This is a genomic window from Vibrio lamellibrachiae, assembly GCF_050337265.1.
GTDB lineage: Bacteria > Pseudomonadota > Gammaproteobacteria > Enterobacterales > Vibrionaceae > Vibrio > Vibrio kyushuensis.
Genome location: NZ_JAKJSU010000009.1, coordinates 330,559 through 352,901, shown reverse-complemented (window position 1 = coordinate 352,901; position 22,343 = coordinate 330,559). Strand labels below are relative to the sequence as shown.

At 42.1% G+C, this 22,343-nt stretch carries 23 protein-coding genes and 1 pseudogene; 6 read left to right on the top strand and 18 right to left on the bottom strand.

Annotated elements, in window-relative coordinates; genetic code table 11:
* From L4C54_RS16670 to L4C54_RS16630, 9 genes are all read right to left on the bottom strand, one after another.
* Positions 1-933: PAS domain-containing protein (locus tag L4C54_RS16670; protein WP_428809048.1), on the bottom strand; the 933-nt coding region annotated here is incomplete at its 3' end.
* Positions 934-943: 10 nt separating this feature from the next.
* On the bottom strand, positions 944-1,408 hold the full coding sequence (locus tag L4C54_RS16665; protein ID WP_428803139.1) for a chemotaxis protein CheW: 465 nt from the start codon (positions 1,406-1,408) through the stop codon (positions 944-946).
* 17 nt (positions 1,409-1,425) lie between these two features.
* Positions 1,426-1,956, bottom strand: coding sequence for a chemotaxis protein CheW (locus L4C54_RS16660; protein ID WP_428809047.1), 531 nt, complete (start codon positions 1,954-1,956; stop codon positions 1,426-1,428).
* 8 nt (positions 1,957-1,964) lie between these two features.
* On the bottom strand, positions 1,965-4,097 hold the full coding sequence (locus L4C54_RS16655; protein ID WP_428809046.1) for a chemotaxis protein CheA: 2,133 nt from the start codon (positions 4,095-4,097) through the stop codon (positions 1,965-1,967).
* 46 nt (positions 4,098-4,143) lie between these two features.
* On the bottom strand, positions 4,144-4,503 hold the full coding sequence (locus L4C54_RS16650) for a response regulator (protein ID WP_428803136.1): 360 nt from the start codon (positions 4,501-4,503) through the stop codon (positions 4,144-4,146).
* 11 nt (positions 4,504-4,514) lie between these two features.
* A complete protein-coding gene (locus L4C54_RS16645; RefSeq protein WP_428803135.1) occupies positions 4,515-4,790 on the bottom strand; it encodes an STAS domain-containing protein in 276 nt (91 codons plus the stop codon).
* Positions 4,791-5,136: 346 nt separating this feature from the next.
* Positions 5,137-7,245: a tRNA(Met) cytidine acetyltransferase TmcA gene (locus L4C54_RS16640; RefSeq protein ID WP_428809045.1), complete on the bottom strand. Its 2,109-nt coding sequence runs from the start codon at positions 7,243-7,245 to the stop codon at positions 5,137-5,139.
* Positions 7,246-7,334: 89 nt separating this feature from the next.
* Complete coding sequence (locus L4C54_RS16635) at positions 7,335-8,306, bottom strand: ParB/RepB/Spo0J family partition protein (protein ID WP_428809044.1); 972 nt, start codon at positions 8,304-8,306, stop codon at positions 7,335-7,337.
* 6 nt (positions 8,307-8,312) lie between these two features.
* Positions 8,313-9,530: a ParA family protein gene (locus tag L4C54_RS16630; RefSeq protein ID WP_428803132.1), complete on the bottom strand. Its 1,218-nt coding sequence runs from the start codon at positions 9,528-9,530 to the stop codon at positions 8,313-8,315.
* 1,296 nt (positions 9,531-10,826) lie between these two features.
* Here L4C54_RS16630 and L4C54_RS16625 point away from each other — a divergent pair.
* Positions 10,827-12,797 (top strand): replication initiator protein RctB domain-containing protein, encoded by a 1,971-nt coding sequence (locus tag L4C54_RS16625; protein WP_428803131.1) that lies wholly within the window; start codon positions 10,827-10,829, stop codon positions 12,795-12,797.
* A 396-nt stretch (positions 12,798-13,193) separates the two neighbouring features.
* Here L4C54_RS16625 and L4C54_RS16620 read toward each other — a convergent pair whose 3' ends face one another.
* From L4C54_RS16620 to L4C54_RS16610, 3 genes are read right to left on the bottom strand one after another with little or no spacing between them, the layout of a single operon-like run.
* On the bottom strand, positions 13,194-13,697 hold the full coding sequence (locus L4C54_RS16620; protein ID WP_428809043.1) for a transcriptional regulator: 504 nt from the start codon (positions 13,695-13,697) through the stop codon (positions 13,194-13,196).
* The gene (locus tag L4C54_RS16615; protein WP_428809042.1) at positions 13,694-14,626 is read right to left on the bottom strand and encodes an ABC transporter ATP-binding protein; all 933 of its coding nucleotides are present in this window, start codon (positions 14,624-14,626) and stop codon (positions 13,694-13,696) included. The genes L4C54_RS16620 and L4C54_RS16615 overlap by 4 nt, the downstream gene beginning before the upstream one ends.
* A complete protein-coding gene (locus L4C54_RS16610; protein ID WP_428809041.1) occupies positions 14,623-15,507 on the bottom strand; it encodes an ABC transporter ATP-binding protein in 885 nt (294 codons plus the stop codon). The genes L4C54_RS16615 and L4C54_RS16610 overlap by 4 nt, the downstream gene beginning before the upstream one ends.
* A 386-nt stretch (positions 15,508-15,893) precedes the next feature.
* Between L4C54_RS16610 and L4C54_RS16605 the strand changes: the two genes are divergently transcribed.
* The 3 genes from L4C54_RS16605 (at position 15,894) to L4C54_RS16595 (ending at position 17,295) form a co-directional block, all read left to right on the top strand.
* Positions 15,894-16,094 (top strand): PA3496 family putative envelope integrity protein, encoded by a 201-nt coding sequence (locus L4C54_RS16605; RefSeq protein WP_102402987.1) that lies wholly within the window; start codon positions 15,894-15,896, stop codon positions 16,092-16,094.
* A 178-nt stretch (positions 16,095-16,272) separates the two neighbouring features.
* Positions 16,273-16,482, top strand: a complete 210-nt coding sequence (locus L4C54_RS16600) for a DUF3283 family protein (RefSeq protein WP_428803127.1) — start codon at positions 16,273-16,275, stop codon at positions 16,480-16,482.
* 96 nt (positions 16,483-16,578) lie between these two features.
* Positions 16,579-17,295, top strand: coding sequence for a YebC/PmpR family DNA-binding transcriptional regulator (locus L4C54_RS16595; RefSeq protein WP_428803126.1), 717 nt, complete (start codon positions 16,579-16,581; stop codon positions 17,293-17,295).
* A 199-nt stretch (positions 17,296-17,494) separates the two neighbouring features.
* On the opposite strand, the pseudogene L4C54_RS16590 reads toward L4C54_RS16595, so the two are convergent.
* Positions 17,495-17,740: pseudogene (locus L4C54_RS16590) on the bottom strand (DUF2798 domain-containing protein); the annotation flags it as partial.
* Positions 17,741-17,839: 99 nt separating this feature from the next.
* Between L4C54_RS16590 and L4C54_RS16585 the strand changes: the two are divergent.
* Together L4C54_RS16585 and L4C54_RS16580 are read left to right on the top strand one after the other, a co-directional pair.
* Positions 17,840-18,742, top strand: a complete 903-nt coding sequence (locus L4C54_RS16585) for a LysR family transcriptional regulator (protein WP_428809040.1) — start codon at positions 17,840-17,842, stop codon at positions 18,740-18,742.
* Between the two features lie 11 nt (positions 18,743-18,753).
* Positions 18,754-19,629, top strand: coding sequence for an NAD(P)-dependent oxidoreductase (locus L4C54_RS16580; RefSeq protein WP_428809039.1), 876 nt, complete (start codon positions 18,754-18,756; stop codon positions 19,627-19,629).
* Between the two features lie 131 nt (positions 19,630-19,760).
* Here the strand turns inward: L4C54_RS16580 and L4C54_RS16575 are convergent, their stop codons facing one another.
* The 5 genes from L4C54_RS16575 to L4C54_RS16555 form a co-directional block, all read right to left on the bottom strand.
* Positions 19,761-20,375 (bottom strand): DsbA family protein, encoded by a 615-nt coding sequence (locus L4C54_RS16575; RefSeq protein ID WP_428809038.1) that lies wholly within the window; start codon positions 20,373-20,375, stop codon positions 19,761-19,763.
* A gap of 73 nt (positions 20,376-20,448) precedes the next feature.
* Entirely contained in the window at positions 20,449-20,751 is a 303-nt protein-coding gene (locus tag L4C54_RS16570) for a putative signal transducing protein (RefSeq protein ID WP_428809037.1), read from the bottom strand.
* A gap of 71 nt (positions 20,752-20,822) precedes the next feature.
* Positions 20,823-21,365 carry a DinB family protein gene (locus tag L4C54_RS16565; RefSeq protein WP_428809036.1) on the bottom strand — a complete coding sequence of 181 codons (543 nt, stop codon included), beginning with the start codon at positions 21,363-21,365 and terminating at the stop codon, positions 20,823-20,825.
* 36 nt (positions 21,366-21,401) lie between these two features.
* On the bottom strand, positions 21,402-21,815 hold the full coding sequence (locus L4C54_RS16560) for a GFA family protein (protein WP_428809035.1): 414 nt from the start codon (positions 21,813-21,815) through the stop codon (positions 21,402-21,404).
* A gap of 151 nt (positions 21,816-21,966) precedes the next feature.
* The gene (locus L4C54_RS16555; RefSeq protein WP_428809034.1) at positions 21,967-22,287 is read right to left on the bottom strand and encodes a heavy metal-binding domain-containing protein; all 321 of its coding nucleotides are present in this window, start codon (positions 22,285-22,287) and stop codon (positions 21,967-21,969) included.
* Positions 22,288-22,343 lie beyond the last annotated feature (56 nt).

The following is a 22,343-nucleotide window of genomic DNA, read 5'->3' as shown; positions in this document are numbered from 1 at the left end:
GGTAATGAGGAAGTCTCGGTCGACCATCATCATCGCCGTTTGAGATTGATCSACAGASGCTTGTAATCGCGCCACATCATTGTCTCGATTGAACTTCTCGGTAACGTCATCCCACTCTAGAGTGTTACCGACATAATTCCCTTCGGAGTCAATCATCGCCGCCACGTTGAGCTCAATCTTCACCCCTTTCACATCAATCACGGTGTTGTAAGGCAGGTTGTTTACATCCGCGAGCAGTTGACGTTGGTGCGATGGGTCTTTATGAAAACCATCAATACAGTAACCAATTAAGTGCTCTTCGGTTGCTTTGAARTTCGACCACACGCTTTGGAACAAGGCTTCGTGCGTTTTCAATAAATTGAGCGTTTTTTTGTTGGCATAAGTGATGAGGAAGTCTCGGTCAACCATCATCATTGCCGTTTGTGCTTGGTCTACAGAGGCTTGCAAGCGTGCCACTTCATTATCTTTAGCCTGTTGAGCGGTTACGTCCTGCCATTCGAGCGTATTACCCGTGTAGTTACCGTGATCATCGATAATCGCGCCGACATTCAGTTCGATTTTTACGCCCTGAACATCGATGACACTTTTATGAGGAAGGTTTGCCGCGCTAGAGAGAAGCTGGCGTTGATGAGCAGGATTCGCATGGAAACCATCAATACAGAAACCAATCAGTTGATCTTCTTCGGCAACGAAACCTGGCCATTGCGATTGAAACAATGCCTCGTGATGCTTTAATAGCTTCATTGACTGTTGATTGACGTAGGTGATTTTGAAGTCGCGGTCAATCATCATTAATGCAGTTTGGGCACCGTTCAAAGCTGCCATCAGCTGAGAGTGAGACAAGGTACTGTTTGATGTGTCATCCATTAAGCTGTCATTAGCGTGCGCCACAAACTGAGTGGCTGTATCCTTTTTCTTATTCCAAAAAGCCATGTGTAACCCCTTAAACTGTCGCTTCTTCAACTGACGTATTGTTTAGCTCTTCGTTATCAAACAGAGCTTCTAAATTAATAAGTATTAGGTGACCACTGTCGACTGACGCAATCCCTTTTATGTACGATTGATCGACCGTCACTGATACGTGCGGTGCAGGTTTAATCTGTTCTTCGGATAAGTCGTAGACTTCAGATACAGCATCAACAATCACACCTAGCGGATGGTTGTTTGCATCGTTGAGCACAATCACGACCGTGGTGGTACAAATTTCTGCCGGCGATAAATTAAAGCGCATTCGAAGATCGACGATAGGTACATACTCGCCTCGAATATCGAGAAGCCCGTGAAGATAATCTGGCGAGTTAGGCACTTCACGCACCGTATTCCAACCTCTCACTTCTCGTACATCCAGTATTGGAACGCCATACTCTTCATCAGCCAATACAAAACTTAAGAACTCTTGTCTCGCCATTTTTCTGCCCTTGAAAGTTATTCTGTTTTTAGAATTGAACTAATATTGAGTAACGCTTCGGTATCAAGAAGAGACATCACTTCCTCGTCGACGTTGAGCACGCCATGCATATATGCCGTAACTCCCGAGTCTCCCTGCGCTGGGTGTAGTTCACTTTCCCCTTTGCTCACGACATCACTCACTGCATCAACCACTAACCCCATCAAGCGATCTGTTTCTCCGGCTGAACTTCTTAACACCAAGACCACCGTAGTTGGTAAGTAGGTGTAATCACCAAGAGCAAAGCGCGCTCTTAAATCGATAACAGGGACAATCATGCCACGTAAGTTGATCACGCCTTTGACAAAGCTTGGCGCTCGCGGAATCGGCGTTGGTGGCTCCCAAACTCGAATCTCTTCAACGTCATTAATCTCGACGCCATACAATTCGCTAGCGAGTCGAAAACTGAGGAAGTCTGCACTTTCATTGTTATCGTCATAGCGATCGGCTTGCCCGTTATACGACTCCGCATTATCGCCTGAAGACTGAGAACTAAGACTCGTATCCATATCGCCTCCTAGGCTGCAATGCCTTTGTTACCTGAATTAGTAGACTTGGTTAAGTAGCTTGTTATTAGTCCTTGAATATCGAGTATCAGAGAAACAGAGCCATCACCTAATATGGTTGCGCCAGAGATTCCCGGAACTTTGCTGTAATTGGACTCAAGACTTTTGATGACAACCTGCTGCTGATCCAATAATTCGTCGATAACAAGACCGACACGACTTCCCGCCGCTTCAACAAAACATAAAATACGATCGTTCATCTGTCCGCTTTCGCCCATTTCTAACTCGTCTTGCAGACGTAAAATCGGTATGTTTTCATCGCGAAGGCGATAGAGCTCCATCCCTCCCGACGCATGCTTGATGCAATCTGGGACAATCTGCATAGATTCAATGATGGTCAATAGCGGTATGATATAAACCTCACCACCCACTCGAACTAGCTGACCATCAAGAATGGCAAGAGTAAGAGGTAAATTGATCACAAAGTGGCTGCCAGTACCCAGCGTTGAATCTACTTCGATATGGCCACCCAACTCTTCAATGTTTCGCTTAACGACGTCCATACCTACGCCACGACCCGAGATATCAGATACTTCATCGGCGGTTGAGAAACCTGGTGCAAATATTAAATTGAGGACTTGCTTATCGGTCATCTCTTCACGACGAGAATCGGCAGGCAATACCCCTTTCTCGATGGCTTTTTTCCACAGCACATCGCAATCAATGCCTGCGCCATCATCTTTTATCTCGATGACAATCGCGCCACCTTGATGATAAGCATTTAACGAAATGACGCCTTCTTCGGGTTTTCCACTTGCTGCACGTACTGAAGGAATCTCAATGCCGTGGTCAATGCCATTTCTCACAAGGTGAACTAACGGGTCGACAATACGTTCCAATACGGTTTTATCGAGCTCGGTATTTTCACCGGTGATTTGAAGGTCTACCTGTTTTTCCAAGCGGCCACACAAATCACGAACAAGACGAGGGAAACGGCTGAAAGCAAAACTCATTGGGAGCATTCGAATATTGAGTACATTTTCTTGAAGGTCTCGGCTATTTTGCAGTAGTTGATCGAGCCCTTCTTTGAGTTTACCGAGTTTATCGATTGAGAAATCGTTGCCTATTTCATTCAGCATTGATTGAGTTATAACGAGTTCGCCAACAAGGTTAATAAGCCCGTCAACTTTGTCGATATCTACTCGAATGGAACTTACACTTGAGTCGCCCTTACTGGCTTTATTGCCCGACGCGGATTTGGCCTTCTCTTTCGACTCAGATGGTTCTTTAGTAGTAGCTTCTTCAACTATTGAGTTATCATCGACCTCAGTCGTAAGTTCTTCCGGTTGCTGAGCAGCAAGTTCGGTGTCTTGTGGAGCATAATGGGGTTCAATGGTTAAATCACATTCGTCCTCTACCCATTCAAAGACTTCTTCGATATCACTGAGTGGTACTTCTCCATTAATCGTGATTTCCCAATTTAAATAGGATAACTCTTCTTCTATTTCTGCTAATTCTGGTAGTTGATCTAAACAAGCCTTAATGCTTCCTTGATCGTTCGACTCCATTAGCTCTCTGATAATTCGAAGCGGGTCATTACCGCTAAAGAACATCTCTTTATGAGGCTTGAATTGAATAGTCCAAGTGAGGGGCGTTCGATTGTCTTCTTCTAGAGGCGCTTGTTCCGGTTCGGTCGATGAATCAGAATTTGTTTTTTCAGATTTTGCCGAAGAGATCTCGACTTTGGGCTCTTGGTCGTCATCGAGTAGTTTTTCAATAAGGGTATTCACTGAAGATTTCAGCTCTTCATCAACGACTTCTTCACTCTCATGCCCTTCAAGCATGTTACGAATGACATCACCGCCTTTAAGTAGTACATCGATACTGTATTTGGTTAGGTCTTTTTCATCATTTCGTACGAGATCAAGATAGGCTTCGATTGCATGGGTAAATTCACTAATATCAAATAGATTAAACGTAGCGGCGCCGCCTTTAATTGAGTGAGCTGCCCGAAAGATTGTGTTTATGGTTTCCTTCTCAACACTTTCTATTTCAATATTGAGTAATTCATTTTCTAGCACTTCGAGATTTTCACGACACTCCTCGTAAAACATCTTGCGAAGCTGGTCCATATCTAAAGCCATATCTAGTCCCTGCGCGTTGACGTTGTATTTATTTTTTTACTATTCGCTAGATGACGCGTTTCAACGTTTTAAGTAACGTTTCTGGATTGAACGGTTTCACTAGCCAACCTGTCGCACCCGCAGATTTTCCTTCCTGCTTCTTTTCGGTACTCGTCTCGGTAGTTAGCATAAGTATTGGAATAAACTTGTACTGGGGTTTTCCTCTGATCGCACGAACCAAATCAAAGCCCCCCATGATGGGCATGTTGACATCGGATATAACGACATCAAATTTAGTTAGCTGAGCTTTCTTCAAAGCATCACTGCCATCGTTGGCTGTTTCTACTTCGTAGCCGGCGTCTTTCAGTGTGTGGGCCACCATCTGGCGAATAGAAATAGAATCATCTACAGCTAGAATTTTTGTCATATTGCTCACCTTCAAACATCCTTTTCATCATTGATAACACTGGTTAACCCAAGCGTTTCCAGCGCTTCTGTTAGTACAGAAGTAGCATTGCTCAATTCAACAGTCACACTCAGTTGCTTCGCGCTCATAAAAAATGAAGCTAATAACTGAAGCCCTGCAGTGTCGACCTTAGAAACTTGTGACGCGTCAATACGCAACGAAGAGGATTGTTTAAGCCATTCTGTATATTGGATTTTGGAATCCATTACCGTAGAGATTTCTAGCGATTCACCTAACAAACAGTCCATGCAATATTTTCCTGTAATCTATTGTTATTAGTGCTTACTGATGTTGTTTCGTTGTGTACTGACGTTAATTCTGAGTGTAGGAAGGATTGGCTATTACGCAAACTGACAGAAGAGATAATAATCTTGAGATGTGGCTAAAATAGACGCTTTATTCAAAATTCCTTTGTTATATTAGCGACTTATAATTTAGAAGTAGCTCACAAAAAAAATACCCTACAATTTTTAATAGAATTGTAGGGTATGCACACTAAGTTGATATAAACAGGCGATATTTTGTGAGTTTACAATGTAAATTCAACGACGAATCTATGCCGACAAAAGGTTTACAGTGTAAATTCAAAATTGGCTAACAACGGTCGCTCGTTTTACAGTGTAAATTGGTCATTAGGTTTTCAGTATCTAGCCGTAATTGAGATTCACATTGTTTGCGACCCGTAGCCGAAACTAAGGGTGAACACTCAGCCCAACTCTTCTGCTGCAACACTTTAGAAATTAATAGGTCACTCACAAGGGAGGCATTGTTCTTTTGTAGCGAATCAGATACCTGCCGAAGAGATTCCATCAGTAAACGACGAATGAGATAAGCGACACTGTCAAAACTTGTTCCGCCTAAAACGTAATTGCTTAGCTGACTAATTTCTTGATCCGACAAATCGACCGTAGATAGTTGGGCGCCTTCGAGAATTGCACGCAGCGCATCAATCTCCATGTCGATGAGACTGTCAGTAATTCGATATTCAAGGTTTGCACAAAATGCAGCTTCAGCTAATTCTAACCAATCAACTCTGTCACTCTTAATCATGATGACAGAGTAACAGCCGCTCGCTTTGTCTCTTTGGCTTCCAAGCTTCACCGATACGAATCCATTTTGACGCCAGAAGTGGATTAGTTCGCTCGTCGCTCCGAAGCTAGTCGATAGGTAATGTTCAGTATTGAGATCTTGTAACTGACCTAGCATTGATGAGCCAATGCCCTTTCCCTGAAAGTCTGGGTGAACAGCAATCCGCATGACACGTATACTTTTGTCTTTTGCTGCCTTGGCTATCCCTAGTTGATTGGCGAGAGTGACAGAGACAAGCTGCCCACTGGGTCTGCGTTTTCCTTGCTGAACTAAAGTAATGATGTCATCACTTAGCCCACCCTCTTCAACCGTCAGTAGGCAACCGACACACTCCCCATTCCAAATAGTCGCGTATAGCTCAGTTTGGTCGTCACTCAATAGATGAAAAAGATCGTTCGGTGATGTTTGATAATGGGCGTTAACCAAAAGTGCGAAGCAACGTTTCAATTGTTCTGGGTGAGAGATGAGTTCTTGTTTACTTAACTTAGTAAGAACGAGAGAACTTGCATCTAAAGATTCAACTGACCTTCCTTCTTCAAATTCAGCATCAAGCAAAAATGTCTGATTATGCCACCGCTCTAACGGGTCATTTTCTTTCCAACGAATAGGTTGTCTAAGATGAGTATCAACGCTGTTTGCTCTCTGTAGCTTAAGCCAAGGAATAAACTTAAGACTAAAACCTCTTCCGGAACCTTCGTAACCATGAATTGTGCTCGACAATACCAATCGATGATAGCTTTCGACGTAAGCTTTAAGCATTGGAATTGGGATTGCAGCGGCTTCGTCGACAATCAATAAATCACACTCTATCTTCGTTTTTATTACCTCGTCGGGCGCTACAAAACGCAATGTAGAAGTAACGTGCTCGTCTGCATAATCAAGTACTGAGCAATTTGGAAGAGATGTTAGCGATAGTGATTCGGCGGCGTGTTTAAACAATGGAGCAACCGTTGCAAGTGACGGTGCAGTAATAATGATGGTTAACGATCTGCTTTTCATTAGCGTGGCAGAAGCTAGCCCCAATGCAGATGTTTTCCCTCGGCCTCGATCAGCAGTTAAAACTAATGGGCGCTTACGATGGCCTTCGACAACATGAATAGTTTTTTCGATCGCTTGTTCTTGCTCTCTGTAACCGACTTCATTCTCACAACCTTCTTTAACAGGCAATGACGGTAAGTGATCCCCTTGCTGAATATTGATTAACTTCTGTAAGCCTTGTTCTAACCATTTTCTATCAAGATTTTGTGAATCTAATGACGGTTCAATATCATCACTCACTTGATCGAAATAAAGAATAATTAAAGTACCGCCACCGACCAGTGTGCCGATTGCTGCGCTAAAACTATTGGCATCAAAACCGTCAGAGAAGTCACAAACCAGTACTTGGCACTCTTGCCCTAGTAGTTGCTTGCCTTGCTTGAATGAAACCCGCTTAGTATGAGGAAGCGATTCACCACCTAACTGAAAAATGGTGTTTGATTTATTCGCCTCAATAACCCCTTCGACCGTTTTAGTTTTCCATGATTTTTCGCCACGCAATACCACACCGAAGCGTGCATTATTGTGTTTTGCAATTGAAGACAACTGGGATAGAAACGTAATGGACGAAGACATATAAGGGGCATTCAAGCAATAAATGATGATGTCATCTTATCACAACCCATAAAAAAAGCCGCGAGAGCGGCTTTTTTTAACAGTGAGGATTAACCCAGTTTATTCTCAATAAACGAGAGAATATCTTTCATGGTTTCGTCATCAACCTTTTTAAGATTCAAGGCTAAATTGGCACCTTTACGACTGTACGTCGCTCGGCCTTTGATCAAATCAATTTTGTTACTGGCCACTTTCTTTGGTGGAGAAAGTTCGATTATCCAATTTTCAATGGTTTCAGATACTTCTTTGGTAAGCCTTGCCACCCCTTGAACTTTACTACGCTGCCAAACATAACCATCACTTGATTGGCATTTGTCTAACAAGTTCGACTGGTGCTCATCAGATAACTCATGGTATTGCTTATGAAGCTTTACAATAGTTGGGCGACCTAAGTCCCCAACATTTGGGTATGCTTGAAGTAATGCCAGTGGCAATGATGCCGCTTTTAATGCACCACTTACTAGAGCTTCACTGCATTGAAACATGCGAGCAAGCGCTTTTTGATCTTCTGCTTCACCGCTATCAAGCTTCGCCTGCATCTCTTTACCCTTTTCGTAAAGCGAGAGGGGTTTATGTGCGTTCGCGACATCAGACAGGAACTTAGCGTGCTGCGAGTTAATGTCTTCAGCAACATAAATTAAAAACTCTTTGTCCGCTAAGATACAAGACATACGACGACGGCTACCGTCTAAGACTTCAATCTTACCGTTTTTACCTTTTCGCCCTACTGCTGGATACTGCTGACCGCGCTCTTTTAGCGTTGTTAAGACATCAGAAAGTGCATGTTCGTTAAGAAAAGATTGTTCACGAGCATTGTCTGCAAACACCGTTGTGCGACTTTCAACTTCATTTGCAGGAATACGTACCAATTCAAACGATACTAGATCTTCACCGGCAACGGCCAGCTCAATGATTTGAGCCTGCTCTTTCGCTGCAGTTTGCGCTTCTTGAGGCGTCGTAGCTCTGCGTTTATTGGCCTTGCCAAATAGTTTTGCATTCAAGTCAGACGTTTTAATTGCCATTTTTTATTACCCCTGATTTAGTGAAGACCAGTTACTGTGTAGAACACGTTCTAATTCTAACGCACCCTTTTGAACTGCATCCTGGGCTGTTGCTAATGTTTTCTTACCACCTTCAAAATCACCAACGGTGAGATCAAATACCGTGCTGTACGTATCGGCACAAGTTTCAAATGCACGGCTTCTAGGAATGGTAGCCATTGTTACCTGATCACCAAGTAAATAGTTCATTTCGGTTAATACCGAGACTTGTTTTTTGTTGTCGTCTTCAAACATCGTTGGCATTAGACGAACAAACTCTAAGCCTTTCCAATCGTCAGGGAACATTTCGTACACGGTTGGTAAATGTTGGAAGAAATTCACTGTTGATGCCCAATCTAAACGCTTTGCCGCACATGGAATCAATAGCGCGTTTGAAGCGTACATTGCATTCCATACAAGTGGATCAACGTGTGGGCCGGTATCAATCATAATGACATCAAAATCATCAGAAATTTTATCAATCAGTTTCTCTTTTAACAGTTTGACGATATCGAGAGATTGGTTCTTGGAAAGGTGTTGCCACGCTTCCGCATTGAACATTGCATCTTCAGGGAATGCCGAGACTGTTTTTAGGTTCGGATATTGAGTCGGCATCATGACGTTTTTATGTAAAAAGTCTCTGTCTACTTCAACATCATCAGGCACGTTATCCAGCATAATATCGACAGCTGAATAAATATTCTCATGCTCCGCAATACTGATTTGAGGATTCAAAAATAGACGCAGTGACCCTTGTGGGTCTAAATCGATTAAACAGATACGGTAACGCTTATCTAGGTTCAATGCTAAACAAGCAGCCAAGTGCACCGCTGTCATTGATTTACCGGTACCACCTTTTTGGTTCTGTACGTTAATAATCCATGGCTTGTTATCGCCATTTTTTTTACGTTGATGAAATTTAGCAACGCCAGCTGCATCCATTAACATGTGTGCTTCTTGCAACGAAATTGAATAATGGTTAGCGTTATTTTTTGTAAACTGATGCCCTGCTGATTCTAGTTTGTTTATCGCTTCATCAAGTTTTCGTCTTGTTAATCCAGAGCGCGTTTCCATCAGAGCTTTTGACATAGCAGGAAAATGCTCATCACTTCTTTCTTCTAACACTATCTCAATACGGTCAGCTTGTACTTGCTGTGTTTGTTCAGCGAGCTGGTAGAGATTTTCTATCGTTTGTTCTCTTTTCATTGCTAAATTCCGTTATCAATTATCTAATTAACGAGTGTACAGCAATGTTTATTATACTCAAGTAAAAGGTGAACATTCACTTAAATATGACAATCACATCAACAAGACTATTATTGATGTTATTATTGATAATTGAAGTTTTTGATTGAAATATGCACAAATTTCTAGGGTAGCTACGTCAATAAATAACTCCAGAATAGAAGTGTTACCGCGTCACCTATTTACAATGTAAAATTAATATTTTGTTACTTATCAGCAATATTATGATTTAACACACGAAATATTGGCCATTTATCTCGGAACGATTATAAACATTGCTTGAATTACGGTCAGTGTCATTTGGATTTGTCTCTCTATCGAAAATATCGATAGTTGTACAGAAAATACTTGGAACTGAAATGGAGTTCGCTATGGTCGACAGTGGCTGACGAACATTTGGCCAATAGCGGAAGAATGATCAAGACCATCATGGTGATCATTCTTCCGGTGATAAACTGAGTTTTCGGAATGATGATCAAGGGTAAACCATTCAGTCATTCACTATTGAATACGATCGTATATTAAGATCAATCAACGGAACGATGATCAAGTGATATTTACCATCGGAAGCATGTAAATTTGCTCTTACTTTACGGAAGAATGTAGATGGAGTAGTGCCTAACGCCATATATGGTCATTAATCCATGCTAAGCGTATCTTTACTGTCAAGCAGGCGTTCAATCAGGAATACTCATGATCATGCTTTCAAAGATAAGAACTTATACCAACAATCACTCATAGTTAGAGCTAATCATGCAGTTCAACGCACGGTTGTATAAAAACCAAACATATTAAGATGCTTTCTACACTTTCTTGATCATGTTTCCGTAGAGGGGAATTATATTTTGACCTTGCTTTGAATTGTTCAGGATGACATTTGTGCGAATGCTATCCAGTGCTTGTGGATAAGCTGTATAAAGATGATGATCATGCTTTCACTATTGCTTTGATCATCTATCCCTGTTGTTATTGATCATGCTTTGGTAATTGATTGATCATGCTTTCATGCTCAGTATGATCATCGTTTCGGGATTCTTATGATCATGCTTTCAGCCACGTTTTTTTTATTTCGTTTTAATACAGTGAGTTACAAGCAATTTGTTGCCCGGATCATTAGATCATATAATCAATATAGATCATATTAATCAAATAGATCAGTTATTTAAAAGCAATAAATTTTTCTTTATTTATGATCTTTTTTTCTTTATTCTTTTGGAACTATAGCAATATTACGGTCAGTGTGATCCGGATCTAATAATGAGTTCAGAAGAAAAACTATTGATTAAGGCTCCTCGAAGCCACAAGGGTGGGCACCTTTTTGAGGTTTCAGAAGCAGCAGTCAGCTGGGTTGAGCAGTATCAACATTTTAAAGGTGTGACTAAAAGTATTGTAGAGCTTCTGAATCTTATTTCATTGCAAGGTTTTCGTAGCAAGGATGGTTACGTATCAACGACTGAATTAATTGAAGCAACAGATGGCCAAATAACTCGCGCGGCGATACAGCAACGATTGAGAGCAGCAGTTAGTATTGGGCTTTTTAAGCAGATCCCCGTTCGCTTTGAAGAGGGGCTTGCTGGTAAAACGATGTTGCACCAATTTGTAAATCCAAACTTATTGATTTCAGTACTAGGTTCAACCAGTTTGGTTACTGAATCTGTTAAACAAAATGAAAAACAGAAACGTTCTAAAGCACTCGCTCAAACGCAAGTAAATAAACGATTATTGAATGAACATGGTTTGAACATTCCACCAACCATGAAAGATGAAGCGGATCAGTTTATTGTTTCACCAACAAACTGGGCTGGGATCATTGATCAAGCGCTCGCGCCACCAAGAACTCGTAAAAATTATCAAAAATCAATGGTTTCGATCTCTGGTACTCGCGCTGTCATCGAAACACGATCATCTAAAAATATTATGACCGTTGATGATCTGATGACTCTTTTTGCGTTGTTTACCCTAACTGTTCAGTATCATGATCATCATCGCGAAGACTATCAACTTGAAGCCGAGCAAGCACCGAACAAAACGCCGCTCTACATCACTGATATTTTATCGTTACGAGGCAAAAAAGACAGTGGCCCGGCACGGGACTCAATACGCGATAGCATCGACCGTATTGAATTTACCGACTTCCAACTACATGAACTGACTGGTAGATGGCTCAGTGAGAACATGCCAGAAGGCTTTAAGAGCGACCGTTTCCGATTTCTTGCCCGTACTATCACTGCATCTGAAGAAGCCCCTACAGAGAACGCTGACGGCGAAATTCGTATCAAGCCGAATTTGTATATTTTGGTTTGGGAGCCTTCATTTTATGAAGAGCTAATGACACGAGATTACTTCTTCTTGTTTCCACCAGAGATCTTGAAACAACATACTCTTGTTTTCCAATTGTACTCATATTTCCGTACTCGTATGTCACGTCGTCACACAGACTCAATGCTACTTACGGAATTAAATCAAAAGCTTGCTCGTAATATCGAATGGCGTCGATTCTCAATGGATCTGATCCGAGAGTTAAAAAAATTATCAGAAGGTAAGGGCGATGAGGATCTATTCGTGGTTAACCTTTGGGGGTATCACTTAACGATCACATCAATGATCGAGAAGGGAAAGATCACTGATTACCAAGTCGATATTAAATGTGATGCTGAAGAAGTTTTACGCTACTCGCGTGCTCGTACGACCAATGCCGGCAAACGCAATATGGCTCCAACATTGCCAAACCCATTAAGACACGAGATGGTGTCTAAACAGAAACTGGCCGAACTTTCTGAAATCATCGATGGTGAGTTTGAACCGATCCAGCGTAAAGCGCCATCGCCACGTGGTCGATTAGGTCGTCGTGTTAAGCTAAGAAAGCACCTAGTTGAGATTAATGCGGATGAAATAACGATAACGCTTTCTAAATATACCTCTGAGGAAGCCCTAGAGCGCGGTATAACCGCTTTAGCTGCTATGACAGGGCATTCACACTCTTCAATCAAAGAAGAGTGTACAGAGCTTCTAGACAAGCTTGACTGGCTTCGTGTTGGTGAAACACCACTTCCGTATGAAACGTTGAGTAAGTTGGTTGAGTTATATAACCAGCAACGAGAAAACAAACACTTGTCTATTGAGCGCCTTATCTCAGGTCTAGCGGTGAGAAGAAAAGTGTGCAAACAGGTCTTTGACGGTCATTTAGATGAAGCTGTCTTTAGGGCACTGGATGAAGTCGCAGTTTAAATTGCTCGCTATCGGACGTTAAGTGTAATCAGCTAGCATGATTATCACTTTGTTACGTTTGTTAAGCATTAGACATAATTAGTTAAATTTGGATGTAATTTAAACAGTTTTAAGACATTGAGCTGACGTAGTACTGACATTAGAGAGCAAAACCGAGGCTAGTATTAATCTCGAATAGACAACCTTTTGTCCCTTCTAATTAAATTAATAGATTGGCTCATATTGTTACATTCATTCTGAATTGTTTTGCGAGTTCTTATGGACTCGCATTTTTTTTGTCTAAAATTCAGTGGATCTTCTTTATACTCGAAAGCATGATCAAGGATGTTGATGATCATGCTTTCAGTGATCGAAGTTTAGGCCTCCATTCTTATTCACGATTGTCGTTACTTGCGATCAATGAAAGACACTCGATCGACTTGTACCTTGATCATCGTTCTGTACATTTGCATCATGATCATTCGCGGCCATGAAGTGTACATGTGCTTCAATTATTTGATGTGACTGAAGTTTCCAATCGCTTAACTCTTGTTTACTTGTCAAGCTCTGCTGATTACAAAATTCAAGCAGTAGTACCACCAAATGCTGTATTCGCTTCATTGACCAATCTTTTAGCTCGTATTCAGCCGTGGGGTTGCAAACAACTTGTTGAAGCTTACTGTATGCGAGCTGAAGATACTGAAAGGCTTTTTCAGATGCTTCGTAACGATTGTTTTCAAATACTCGTAAACATGCATCTAACCAGCAGGCAATTGCTTTACTTTGTAGTGTGGTGATAGTTGGGCCCCATACTTGAGTTGGCGCTGCAATCACTAATGGTTCAAGAAGTTCCACTTGATCATGCTTTCGGAGTCCATACCAGGACTCCATTTGCTTAACCCAACTATCTAGTTCGTTCATGCTGCGTTATCCCATTGTTTTACGAAGTGATTATGTCCAATTTGTTGAGTGTCCGTTTGTAGTAAATTACAACGTTGGCGAACATTATCAGCGTCTATAGAGTAGTTTGGTTCACTTTGAACCAGTTTGCCAAACGGTAAGTCAGGATCGGGGACTGCTGAGATCAAAAGCTTTGTGTATGGATGTTGAGGGTTACTTAGGATAGATTGGGTGTCACCCCACTCAACAATTTGTCCTTTGTACATCACCGCTGTCTCTTCCGCGATGTAGTGGGCCGTTGCGAGATCGTGGGTAATATAAAGAAACCCAATACCCAGTTCTTTTTTCATTCTCTGCATAAGGTTGAGCACGCCAAGGCGGATTGAAACATCCAGCATTGAAGTTGGCTCATCCGCTAATATGACTTGCGCTCCAACCGCTAAAGCCCTAGCCAAATTGACCCTTTGTCTTTGACCACCACTTAATTCGTGTGGAAACTTTTTCAACGTATCAGGATCGAGTTCCACCATCGACAGCAATTCTTGAAGTCGATCTGGAAGCTCATTGGCATGTTTGATCTGTTTGTGGATCTTTAATGGACGAGTTAAATGGTGCTCAATGGTATGAGTTGGGTTTAAGGATCCAAACGGGTCTTGAAACACCATTTGAACTTTACCTCTATATTCTAAGATCTCTTTTCTAGACGTTATTTCGTTGATATTTCTGCCATTAAATAGAATCTCCCCTTCCGTTGCCGGATACACTTTTGTCATTAATCGGGCACAAGTACTCTTACCGCAACCAGACTCACCGACAAGCGCCAAAGTGCGCCCTGCATGTATATCAAAACTAATTCCTTGTAGAGCGCGAAAGATCTCTTGTTTACCAAACCCTCCACCAACAGTGAAGTCCTTGATAACATTCTTAACTTGTAAGATGGGCGGGTTCATAGTGATGTTCCTTGTAAATGAGTCTCAGAGGGTGTATGCGCGTTAATTTGACGGCTTTTAGGGCTTTCATGGATGTTAGGGAATGATGCCCACAACTTCTTCGTATAGGGGTGCTGAGGAGTATTTCGAATAGATTGAGAGGTATTCACTTCAACGATTTCACCATGGCGCATAATCGCAATGCGGTGGCATAGCTGACTCATCAGGGCCAAATCATGAGTAATAAACAGTATCGAGAAACCGAACTCTTCACGGAGCTGGTAGATTTGCTGCAATATTTCTCGTTGAACGACTACATCGAGGGCGGTTGTTGGTTCATCCATGACGATGAGTTTGGGATTGAGAGACAGTGCAATGGCAATCACCAGACGCTGACGCATTCCACCACTAAATTGATGCGGATATTCGCCTAAACGTTCACGTGGAATGTTGACTAAATCCAATAACTTTTCAGCGCGGTCTTTCGCCTGCTCATCGCTCATGCCTTTATGATGGCGCAGTACGTCGCAAAATTGTTCTTTGATAGTGAGAACTGGATTTAATGAGTTCATAGCACTTTGGAATACCATGGCGATCTCACTCCAGCGAAGGGTGTTAATTTCGTCATCAGACAATTTTAATAGGTCTTGACCATCAAAGTGAATTGCACCACCTGAAATGAACGCCGGTGGCTTGTGTAAACGGTTAAGAGCAAAGGCAATGGTACTTTTACCGCAGCCAGATTCGCCCGCAAGTCCAAATATCTCGCCTTTACCGATATCAAAGCTCACCGATTTCACGGCGTTAAAGTCACCGTTATCGGTAATGTAGTCAACGCATAGCTTACGAACGCTAATGATTGGGTCAGGGTGAAACGCATCATTTAAAAGAACTTTATCCATAACAGGTCCAAATATAAATTAATGAAATGATAATTATTATCATTAACATTTAATTCAGAACGACACAGTTAGCGGATAGAGAAAAAGTGAAGTGACTCGAAAAAATAAGCATGGCTCAGCGGTCGATCTGTTGGAAATTTCATCTTTTAGAAGGGCTGATGCTGATGCTTGAGAACAGAAAGTGGGATCGGGATCAAACCGACTTTGAAAAGGGTAATTCCTTAAAAGTACGACTACAATGAGAAGGGTGCAAAGGTTAAATGAGTGAAATATTAATTAGATTTTAGATTCATTATCTTTATCACATTCTGGCTCTAAAATTCTTAACAAGCTGAATACGGTTTGCTACAGATTACCTGTCCAAACATGGTTTATTCGGAGGAAATATGTCCATCAATTCTATTGACCATGATGATATGACTAACATTGCCAATAAGTGGGATCTTGAGGAAGAGGAGATCAACACTCAGCAGCCGGTTAAAAAAGTCAAATCCGCTGAAGCTCGTCGTCGCATTGAAGCATTACGAGAGATTCGAGAAAGTGGATTAACCATTGAAGAGGCGAGAGAGTTAGGCATTCTGCATTAACGGAACTTTGTTCTAATGGCAATTTGTACTAACGACATTAGCAATACACAGCAAGGGTGGCTTCATGCCACCCTTATTATTTTTGTAAGATAAATTGATCTGAATCGGGACAAATCCCCCAAAATACCTCATCTCTGTGCTATATTTCGTGCCCATGTGCTGACTACAACAAACCGTTATGACTATTAATCTCTCACTACTGCCTGCCGATGAAAAAAACAAGATTGAGCTTGATAAACAAGCGTCGTTCTTAGTTTGGAAACTCCGCGAGGCGAAATCGATTCCGAGCGAAATTATTGAACAAAAAAATAAGATTGCTGATGAGCAAGAAAGAGAGTGGTTTGAGCAGTCAGTTGCAAAGTACAAGCGAGTCATGGGCGTGATGTAGGATAGTACGTCTTTGTCTTTGCTGAGCTAAGAATTGAAATGGTTCAGCTTTTTGCTAAAATCCTTCGCGTTAAATTGAATTAGAGAGAAGACCCCGATGGGAAGAAGTTTTGAAGTGCGCAAAGCCTCAATGGCGAAAACAGCAGGCGCAAAAATTAAAGTTTATTCTAAATACGGTAAAGAGATTTACATGTGTGCGAAGAACGGCAGTTCTGATCCAGACATGAATCTACCTCTTAAGCACCTGATTGCTAAAGCAAAGAAAGATCAAGTACCGGCTCACGTTATCGACAAAGCGATCGATAAAGCTAACGGCGGTGGTGGTGAAGATTACGCACCTGCTCGTTATGAAGGTTTTGGCCCTGGCGGCACAAGTGTAATTGTTGACTGTCTAACAGATAACGGTAACCGTACATTCCAAGACGTACGCCAATGCTTTGTGAAAACAGGCGCGAAAATTGGAGTAGAAGGCACGGTTTCGCACAGTTTTTCTCATCAAGCTGTATTCCAGTTCAAAGGCGATGATGACGAAATCATTCTAGAAACGCTAATGATGGATGATGTGGACGTTACTGACGTTGAAGTTGAAGATGGCGTGGTTACGGTATTTGCACCGCACACAGAGTTCTTCAAAACGAAGACGGCTCTAAATACTGCTTTCCCAGATCTTACGCTAGATGTTGAGGAGATCACTTTTGTTCCTCAAACGCATACGCCGGTTGCGGAAGAAGATTCAGAAAAGTTCCAGAAGTTCCTTGATATGCTAGATGATTGTGATGATGTTCAGCAGGTTTACCACAACGCTGAGCTATAATTTACATCTGATTGTAGATAACAAGTAGATGACGAAAACCGAGCCACTGGCTCGGTTTTTTTATTTCTGCTTCAACAGAAGCATCCCTTGATCATTCTTCTGAAGTAGCACTGTTTTGCATTTGTATTCTTTGTACATACTTAGTGCAGTTGGCTGACGGAGCGCCTACAGCGAATGCGTTTAAAGGCGAGTCGCTGAATTCATTCAACTCCAGTGCGGCTTTTTCTCTGGGTTTGGTTGCCCAGATAGAAAACTTTCTTACAAGTGGTAAAACGGTAAAGCCGAGCAATAAAGCCACTGGAAAAGAGAGCAAGAAACTTTGTAGCCATACGGGCGGCCAGTCTGAGCTAAATCCCATTTTTGTTCCTGAAATAAAGCCTGACATTATCGATGCCATGACTAAGCAAGATAAAATCGTATTTAACCACATCTGTTTTTTATTCATGATTGTATCCTGTGAAGTTAGTCGGCAATGAAGGGTTGAACTTCGATATAGAAAGGTTATAACTATCCATATATGAAATAAATAGGTAGATATAGAACCATGAATTCCATATTTGGAAACGTTGATGATCTCTTTCTATTTTGTACCGTTGTGGAAGAAGGATCTTTACTGTCGGCTTCGAAGAAACTTCAGTTGCCTGTCTCTACGATGTCACGCCGGCTGACTGCTCTAGAAGCTCGTCTGGACGTCAGATTGCTTGAGAAGCAAGGAAGAGAGCTTGTGGCTACACAAGCTGGGGAAGCTGCTTTTGAGGCACTCAGCAGCGGTATGGAGTCGATACAAGATGCCTTTATGGGGCTGCTGACGGAGAGGGAAGCGGTCCAAGGAAGAATTAAGCTCGCGATTCCTCACAACTTTTACAAAGGGTTTGTAGCAAAAATCATTGAAGCTTTTTTAACTGAGTACCCGAAAGTACAGCTCGATCTCGTATTAAGCCAAGAGCAGCTGGTGCCTGAAACCGATAGGGACTTGCTCATGACCTTTGATATCTCATCGCTGGAAGGCATGATCGCGCGTCCACTGTTTAAAGCAAAGCATGGATTTTTTGCAAGTCCTGAGTATTTAAAAACCCATTCGGTGATTACAACGCCTGCGGATTTAGAAGAGCATGAATGGATTAGTGTTGATCATTTATTGCAACTGCCCGTTTATAAAGATGAGGAGCTTGCACAAATGATATCGATAAAGCCCAAGTTAACGGTGAATGATATACACGCAGTTGTTCAAGCGACAGAGAAGGGGATCGGTGTTGCATCGTTGCCTTTTCGGCATGTATCTCAAAATATGAACCTAATTCAAGTGCTACCTGAGTATCATCGTAGTGACCGACAAGCGTATTTGGTGTACAAAGAGAGAAAATATCAGCCAAAGGCGTTGACGTTACTGATTGAAGCATTGATTGAAGGGGTTCAATTGGCGCAGAACGCAGTTCCTGTCGAATAAAGGAGAAAAGAATGAAAGTTAGTTTTATCGGGCTGGGTGTGATGGGTTTCCCTATGGCAGGGCATCTAAAAAATGCAGGCTTTGAAGTTTCTGTATTTAACCGCACTCATACAAAGGCAATCGCGTGGGCTGAAAAGTTTCAAGGTAATGCTGCCAGCACTGTCGCGGAATGTGTTGCCGATGCTGACGTCGTACTTGTTTGTGTGGGGAATGATGACGATGTACGTAGTATGACAACCAGTGAGGCTGGTGCGCTCTCATTTATGAAATCGGGTGCGATCCTAGTTGACCATACAACGACTTCTGCACTGCTCTCTGAGGAGCTAGAACAAGCCGCGAAAGCCGTAGATGTTCAGTTTATGGATGCGCCAGTTTCTGGTGGTCAAGCAGGCGCTGAAAATGGTGTGCTTACTATCATGTGTGGTGGTGAACAGCCATTATTTGATTCTCTTCAGCCTATTTTTAAAGCTTACGGTAAATCGTCTGTTCTTATGGGCCGAGTAGGCCAAGGTCAGCGCGCTAAAATGGTCAATCAGATCTGCATTACTGGCATATTGACGGGGCTATCTGAAGGTCTTGTTCTCGCTGAAAAAGCAGGTTTGGATATTCCAACATTGGTTGATTGTTTGAAAAATGGTGCGGCAGGGTCGTGGCAGATGGAGAATCGAGCAGTGACAATGGCTCAAGATAAATTTGATTTTGGTTTCGCTATTGATTGGATGATCAAAGACTTAGGTTTTTGTCTCGATGAAGCGAAACGTCAAGGTGTGTCGCTGCCATTAACTGAAAAAACCAATGAGCACTACAAAGCGTTAAGTGAAGCAGGGGACAATCGTATGGATACTTCTGTGTTAATGCGAGCGATTAAAACACAATCAGAAAAGTAGAGCTTTCAAAACGATACTTTCAAAGCGATGTATTCGTTGCGTTAACAATTATTGTTCACTTTTAATACTTCGCAATAGGTCAGCTACCACTCTATAGCTGACCTATTTTATTGTAATGAGCTTAATTTGGCTTATCCGAGAATTTGTTTAATGGTGACTTCAGCGTTTTGATAGTCGATCGGCAGCTCTACAGTTCTTCCTTGTTTTTCAAGAAATAGAGACGGAAAGCTGTTTCCACCGATTGAGCGCGCAAACCCAATTTCTTTTAACAGTGCCTGCTGAGTCTCTTCGGCGATGAGCGTTTGTTGAAACTGTTCACGATTAAGGCCAATGCTATCAGCGAGTTCGATTAACACTTCATTATCGCTTGGGTTCTGTGCATTTAAGTAGTAGCCATGCTGTATCGCTGTGAGCATGGTTTGTTCTTGCCCTTGCTCACGGGCAGCCAGCAAAGCACGACAAGCCGGATAAGTAGAACGCCTTGGTGTGTTTTCATTCCAAAAATCGTAATTAAACTGAGTCCCTAAAAAGCCTTCTATTTTTTTCCAATAAGAGGCGATTTGTTGCTGCATCTCTTTGGGCATCGCTACATCGCTATCTGGCGCTAAGCCGCCGAGTACATAGACAAGTTCGACATTGTCAGCAACGCTATCTTTTATTTTTTGCCATGTTGGTTTGTATCCCCAGCACCAAGAGCACATTGGGTCATAAACATAATAAAGTTTTGGTTTGATAGATGAAGGCATAGTTTTTCCGTATTCGATTAGAGAAGCTTTACACTGTAAATGTATGCTACGTAGCTGATTCTATTTGTGTTAATCAAGACTCATGTTGGCAGTTCCAGCACAGTTCAAATGAAGGTTCATTGGTTTCTGAGCAGTTTGAGCAGACCCAAGTTGACCTGTTTATAGGTGCGTTAATGGATTTTATAGCATGGATAGCGTCGTCGTAATCACTATCATCAACCACCCACAACTCTGGCCAGCAATCAAACGCTGAGATCTCTCCTACTGCTCCTGTAGAGAACTCATTTTTGACAAACGTTTCAATGTCGAGAGCATCCAATATGTTCTTGGCATTAATGATAAGAAAGTGATTCTCACAGGTGTGAATTAGCTTCATACGCTTCCGTTAAATTATTAAGTTTTAAGACTTATCAATACGACCGGAGTTTTCAGTAAAAGTTTTCAAAATTAAGCATTTGAACCTTCGGGTACCACCATCGGTAGGTCAGTACAGCCATAATCTAATCCAAACTGGCTTAATAGGGTGGTTAGTTGACCTCGGTGGTGTGTTTGATGGTTGAAAATATGCTGACAAAATTCAGCGACATTTTTTTCAATCGTATTGCCTTCAGTTGTCGTGTAACGAACTATTTTGGAACACGTGTCGGAATCAAAACCTTGGGCCATATCAATGTAGATGCGATCAACCTTTTCTCGAAGGGATTTCAAAGAGTTCATATCTTCTGCAAAGGTGTCATGGATACGAGTGGCAATGGGCAGGCTTTGTTGGAGTCTTCCATCCAACTGTACGATTTGATTGCTCACAAGACGTTGAAGCATGATCAAGTCACCGAATAACACATGATTCCAATGATTCATTACTGAAGGGAAAAAAGCATGGGTATCTTGATGTAGTTGCACGTCAGTGAGCTGCTCGCAGACATTCAGCAATTGTGTGTTCATGCGCTGATTGTATCTTGCCAACATTCTGAAGTTAGAGGGTAAATCCATTTATTCCTCGCATATCTAATAGTATTAACGGTTTATTTATGGCTGCTTATCAAAGACTTTTACGCCTTGTGGAATGTCGTACCAACTTTGCTTTTCGCTCACCCAAACATGAACTGTTGGCTCGAATAGAGAATCGTCTTCTAAATCGGTTGGTTTCAACTTCAATTTTAGCGTTGAAAGATCGGCCGGGTTAAAGTGGTAAACGCGATTGCCACAGTCCGGACAGAACTTAGCGCTGTTCTTATTGCCGCTGTCAGCAGGGCGAGTCCACTCTTTTAGTTCGCCTTTAAATTCTATCGCGCCTGTTGGAAATACAGCGGTGACGCTAAAAGGGCTAGTTGATAACTTCTGGCACTCTTTACAGTGGCAAGCAAGCACAAGGTTAGGGGCTTGTTTAATTTGGTAGGTGAGCTGCCCACATTGGCAACTGCCCGAGATTGGGTATGTCATTATTAATTCCCTTTAATGAGTGTTGTGTTGGTTGATTTTTATCCACTGTAGCACAGGAGAAAGACATTAAAAGCGGTTTCATCCCAAGATGATTGGGCGTTAAATTGATGGGAGGAAACCGCGTTACGTGATCATTATCAGGGAGTTACTATTAATCGACGACAACCGCCGTACCGCTCGCTGAAACCATCAGCATGCCATTAGCTTGACCTAGTACTTCATAATCAATATCCACGCCAACCACCGCGTTTGCGCCGAGTTCTTTTGCTTTCATCTCGAGCTCTTGGAAGGCAATCAAGCGCGCTTTTTCTAACTCTCTTTCGTAAGTGCCAGAACGTCCACCCACCATATCTCGTACGCCTGCAAACATATCTTTAAATAGGTTTGCGCCTAGTATGGCTTCGCCAGCAATGACGCCTTTGTAAGCGACAATTCGTTTTCCTTCGACGGATTGGGTTGTGGTAACAATCATATTACTGTCCCTTTGTTTATGATGAATTTAACGAGTGAGTAGCAAGATTAGCTTAG

Coding starts and splice junctions, on each gene's coding strand:
- L4C54_RS16565 (WP_428809036.1), bottom strand. CDS start 21,365: ATGGATTTACCCTCTAACTTCAGAATGTTGGCAAGATACAATCAGCGC.
- L4C54_RS16600 (WP_428803127.1), top strand. CDS start 16,273: ATGACTATTAATCTCTCACTACTGCCTGCCGATGAAAAAAACAAGATT.
- L4C54_RS16615 (WP_428809042.1), bottom strand. CDS start 14,626: ATGAACCCGCCCATCTTACAAGTTAAGAATGTTATCAAGGACTTCACT.
- L4C54_RS16560 (WP_428809035.1), bottom strand. CDS start 21,815: ATGACATACCCAATCTCGGGCAGTTGCCAATGTGGGCAGCTCACCTAC.
- L4C54_RS16630 (WP_428803132.1), bottom strand. CDS start 9,530: ATGAAAAGAGAACAAACGATAGAAAATCTCTACCAGCTCGCTGAACAA.
- L4C54_RS16555 (WP_428809034.1), bottom strand. CDS start 22,287: ATGATTGTTACCACAACCCAATCCGTCGAAGGAAAACGAATTGTCGCT.
- L4C54_RS16650 (WP_428803136.1), bottom strand. CDS start 4,503: ATGACAAAAATTCTAGCTGTAGATGATTCTATTTCTATTCGCCAGATG.
- L4C54_RS16620 (WP_428809043.1), bottom strand. CDS start 13,697: ATGAACGAACTAGATAGTTGGGTTAAGCAAATGGAGTCCTGGTATGGA.
- L4C54_RS16610 (WP_428809041.1), bottom strand. CDS start 15,507: ATGGATAAAGTTCTTTTAAATGATGCGTTTCACCCTGACCCAATCATT.
- L4C54_RS16580 (WP_428809039.1), top strand. CDS start 18,754: ATGAAAGTTAGTTTTATCGGGCTGGGTGTGATGGGTTTCCCTATGGCA.
- L4C54_RS16640 (WP_428809045.1), bottom strand. CDS start 7,245: ATGTCTTCGTCCATTACGTTTCTATCCCAGTTGTCTTCAATTGCAAAA.
- L4C54_RS16660 (WP_428809047.1), bottom strand. CDS start 1,956: ATGGATACGAGTCTTAGTTCTCAGTCTTCAGGCGATAATGCGGAGTCG.
- L4C54_RS16585 (WP_428809040.1), top strand. CDS start 17,840: ATGAATTCCATATTTGGAAACGTTGATGATCTCTTTCTATTTTGTACC.
- L4C54_RS16665 (WP_428803139.1), bottom strand. CDS start 1,408: ATGGCGAGACAAGAGTTCTTAAGTTTTGTATTGGCTGATGAAGAGTAT.
- L4C54_RS16595 (WP_428803126.1), top strand. CDS start 16,579: ATGGGAAGAAGTTTTGAAGTGCGCAAAGCCTCAATGGCGAAAACAGCA.
- L4C54_RS16605 (WP_102402987.1), top strand. CDS start 15,894: ATGTCCATCAATTCTATTGACCATGATGATATGACTAACATTGCCAAT.
- L4C54_RS16655 (WP_428809046.1), bottom strand. CDS start 4,097: ATGGCTTTAGATATGGACCAGCTTCGCAAGATGTTTTACGAGGAGTGT.
- L4C54_RS16575 (WP_428809038.1), bottom strand. CDS start 20,375: ATGCCTTCATCTATCAAACCAAAACTTTATTATGTTTATGACCCAATG.
- L4C54_RS16635 (WP_428809044.1), bottom strand. CDS start 8,306: ATGGCAATTAAAACGTCTGACTTGAATGCAAAACTATTTGGCAAGGCC.
- L4C54_RS16645 (WP_428803135.1), bottom strand. CDS start 4,790: ATGGACTGTTTGTTAGGTGAATCGCTAGAAATCTCTACGGTAATGGAT.
- L4C54_RS16625 (WP_428803131.1), top strand. CDS start 10,827: ATGAGTTCAGAAGAAAAACTATTGATTAAGGCTCCTCGAAGCCACAAG.
- L4C54_RS16570 (WP_428809037.1), bottom strand. CDS start 20,751: ATGAAGCTAATTCACACCTGTGAGAATCACTTTCTTATCATTAATGCC.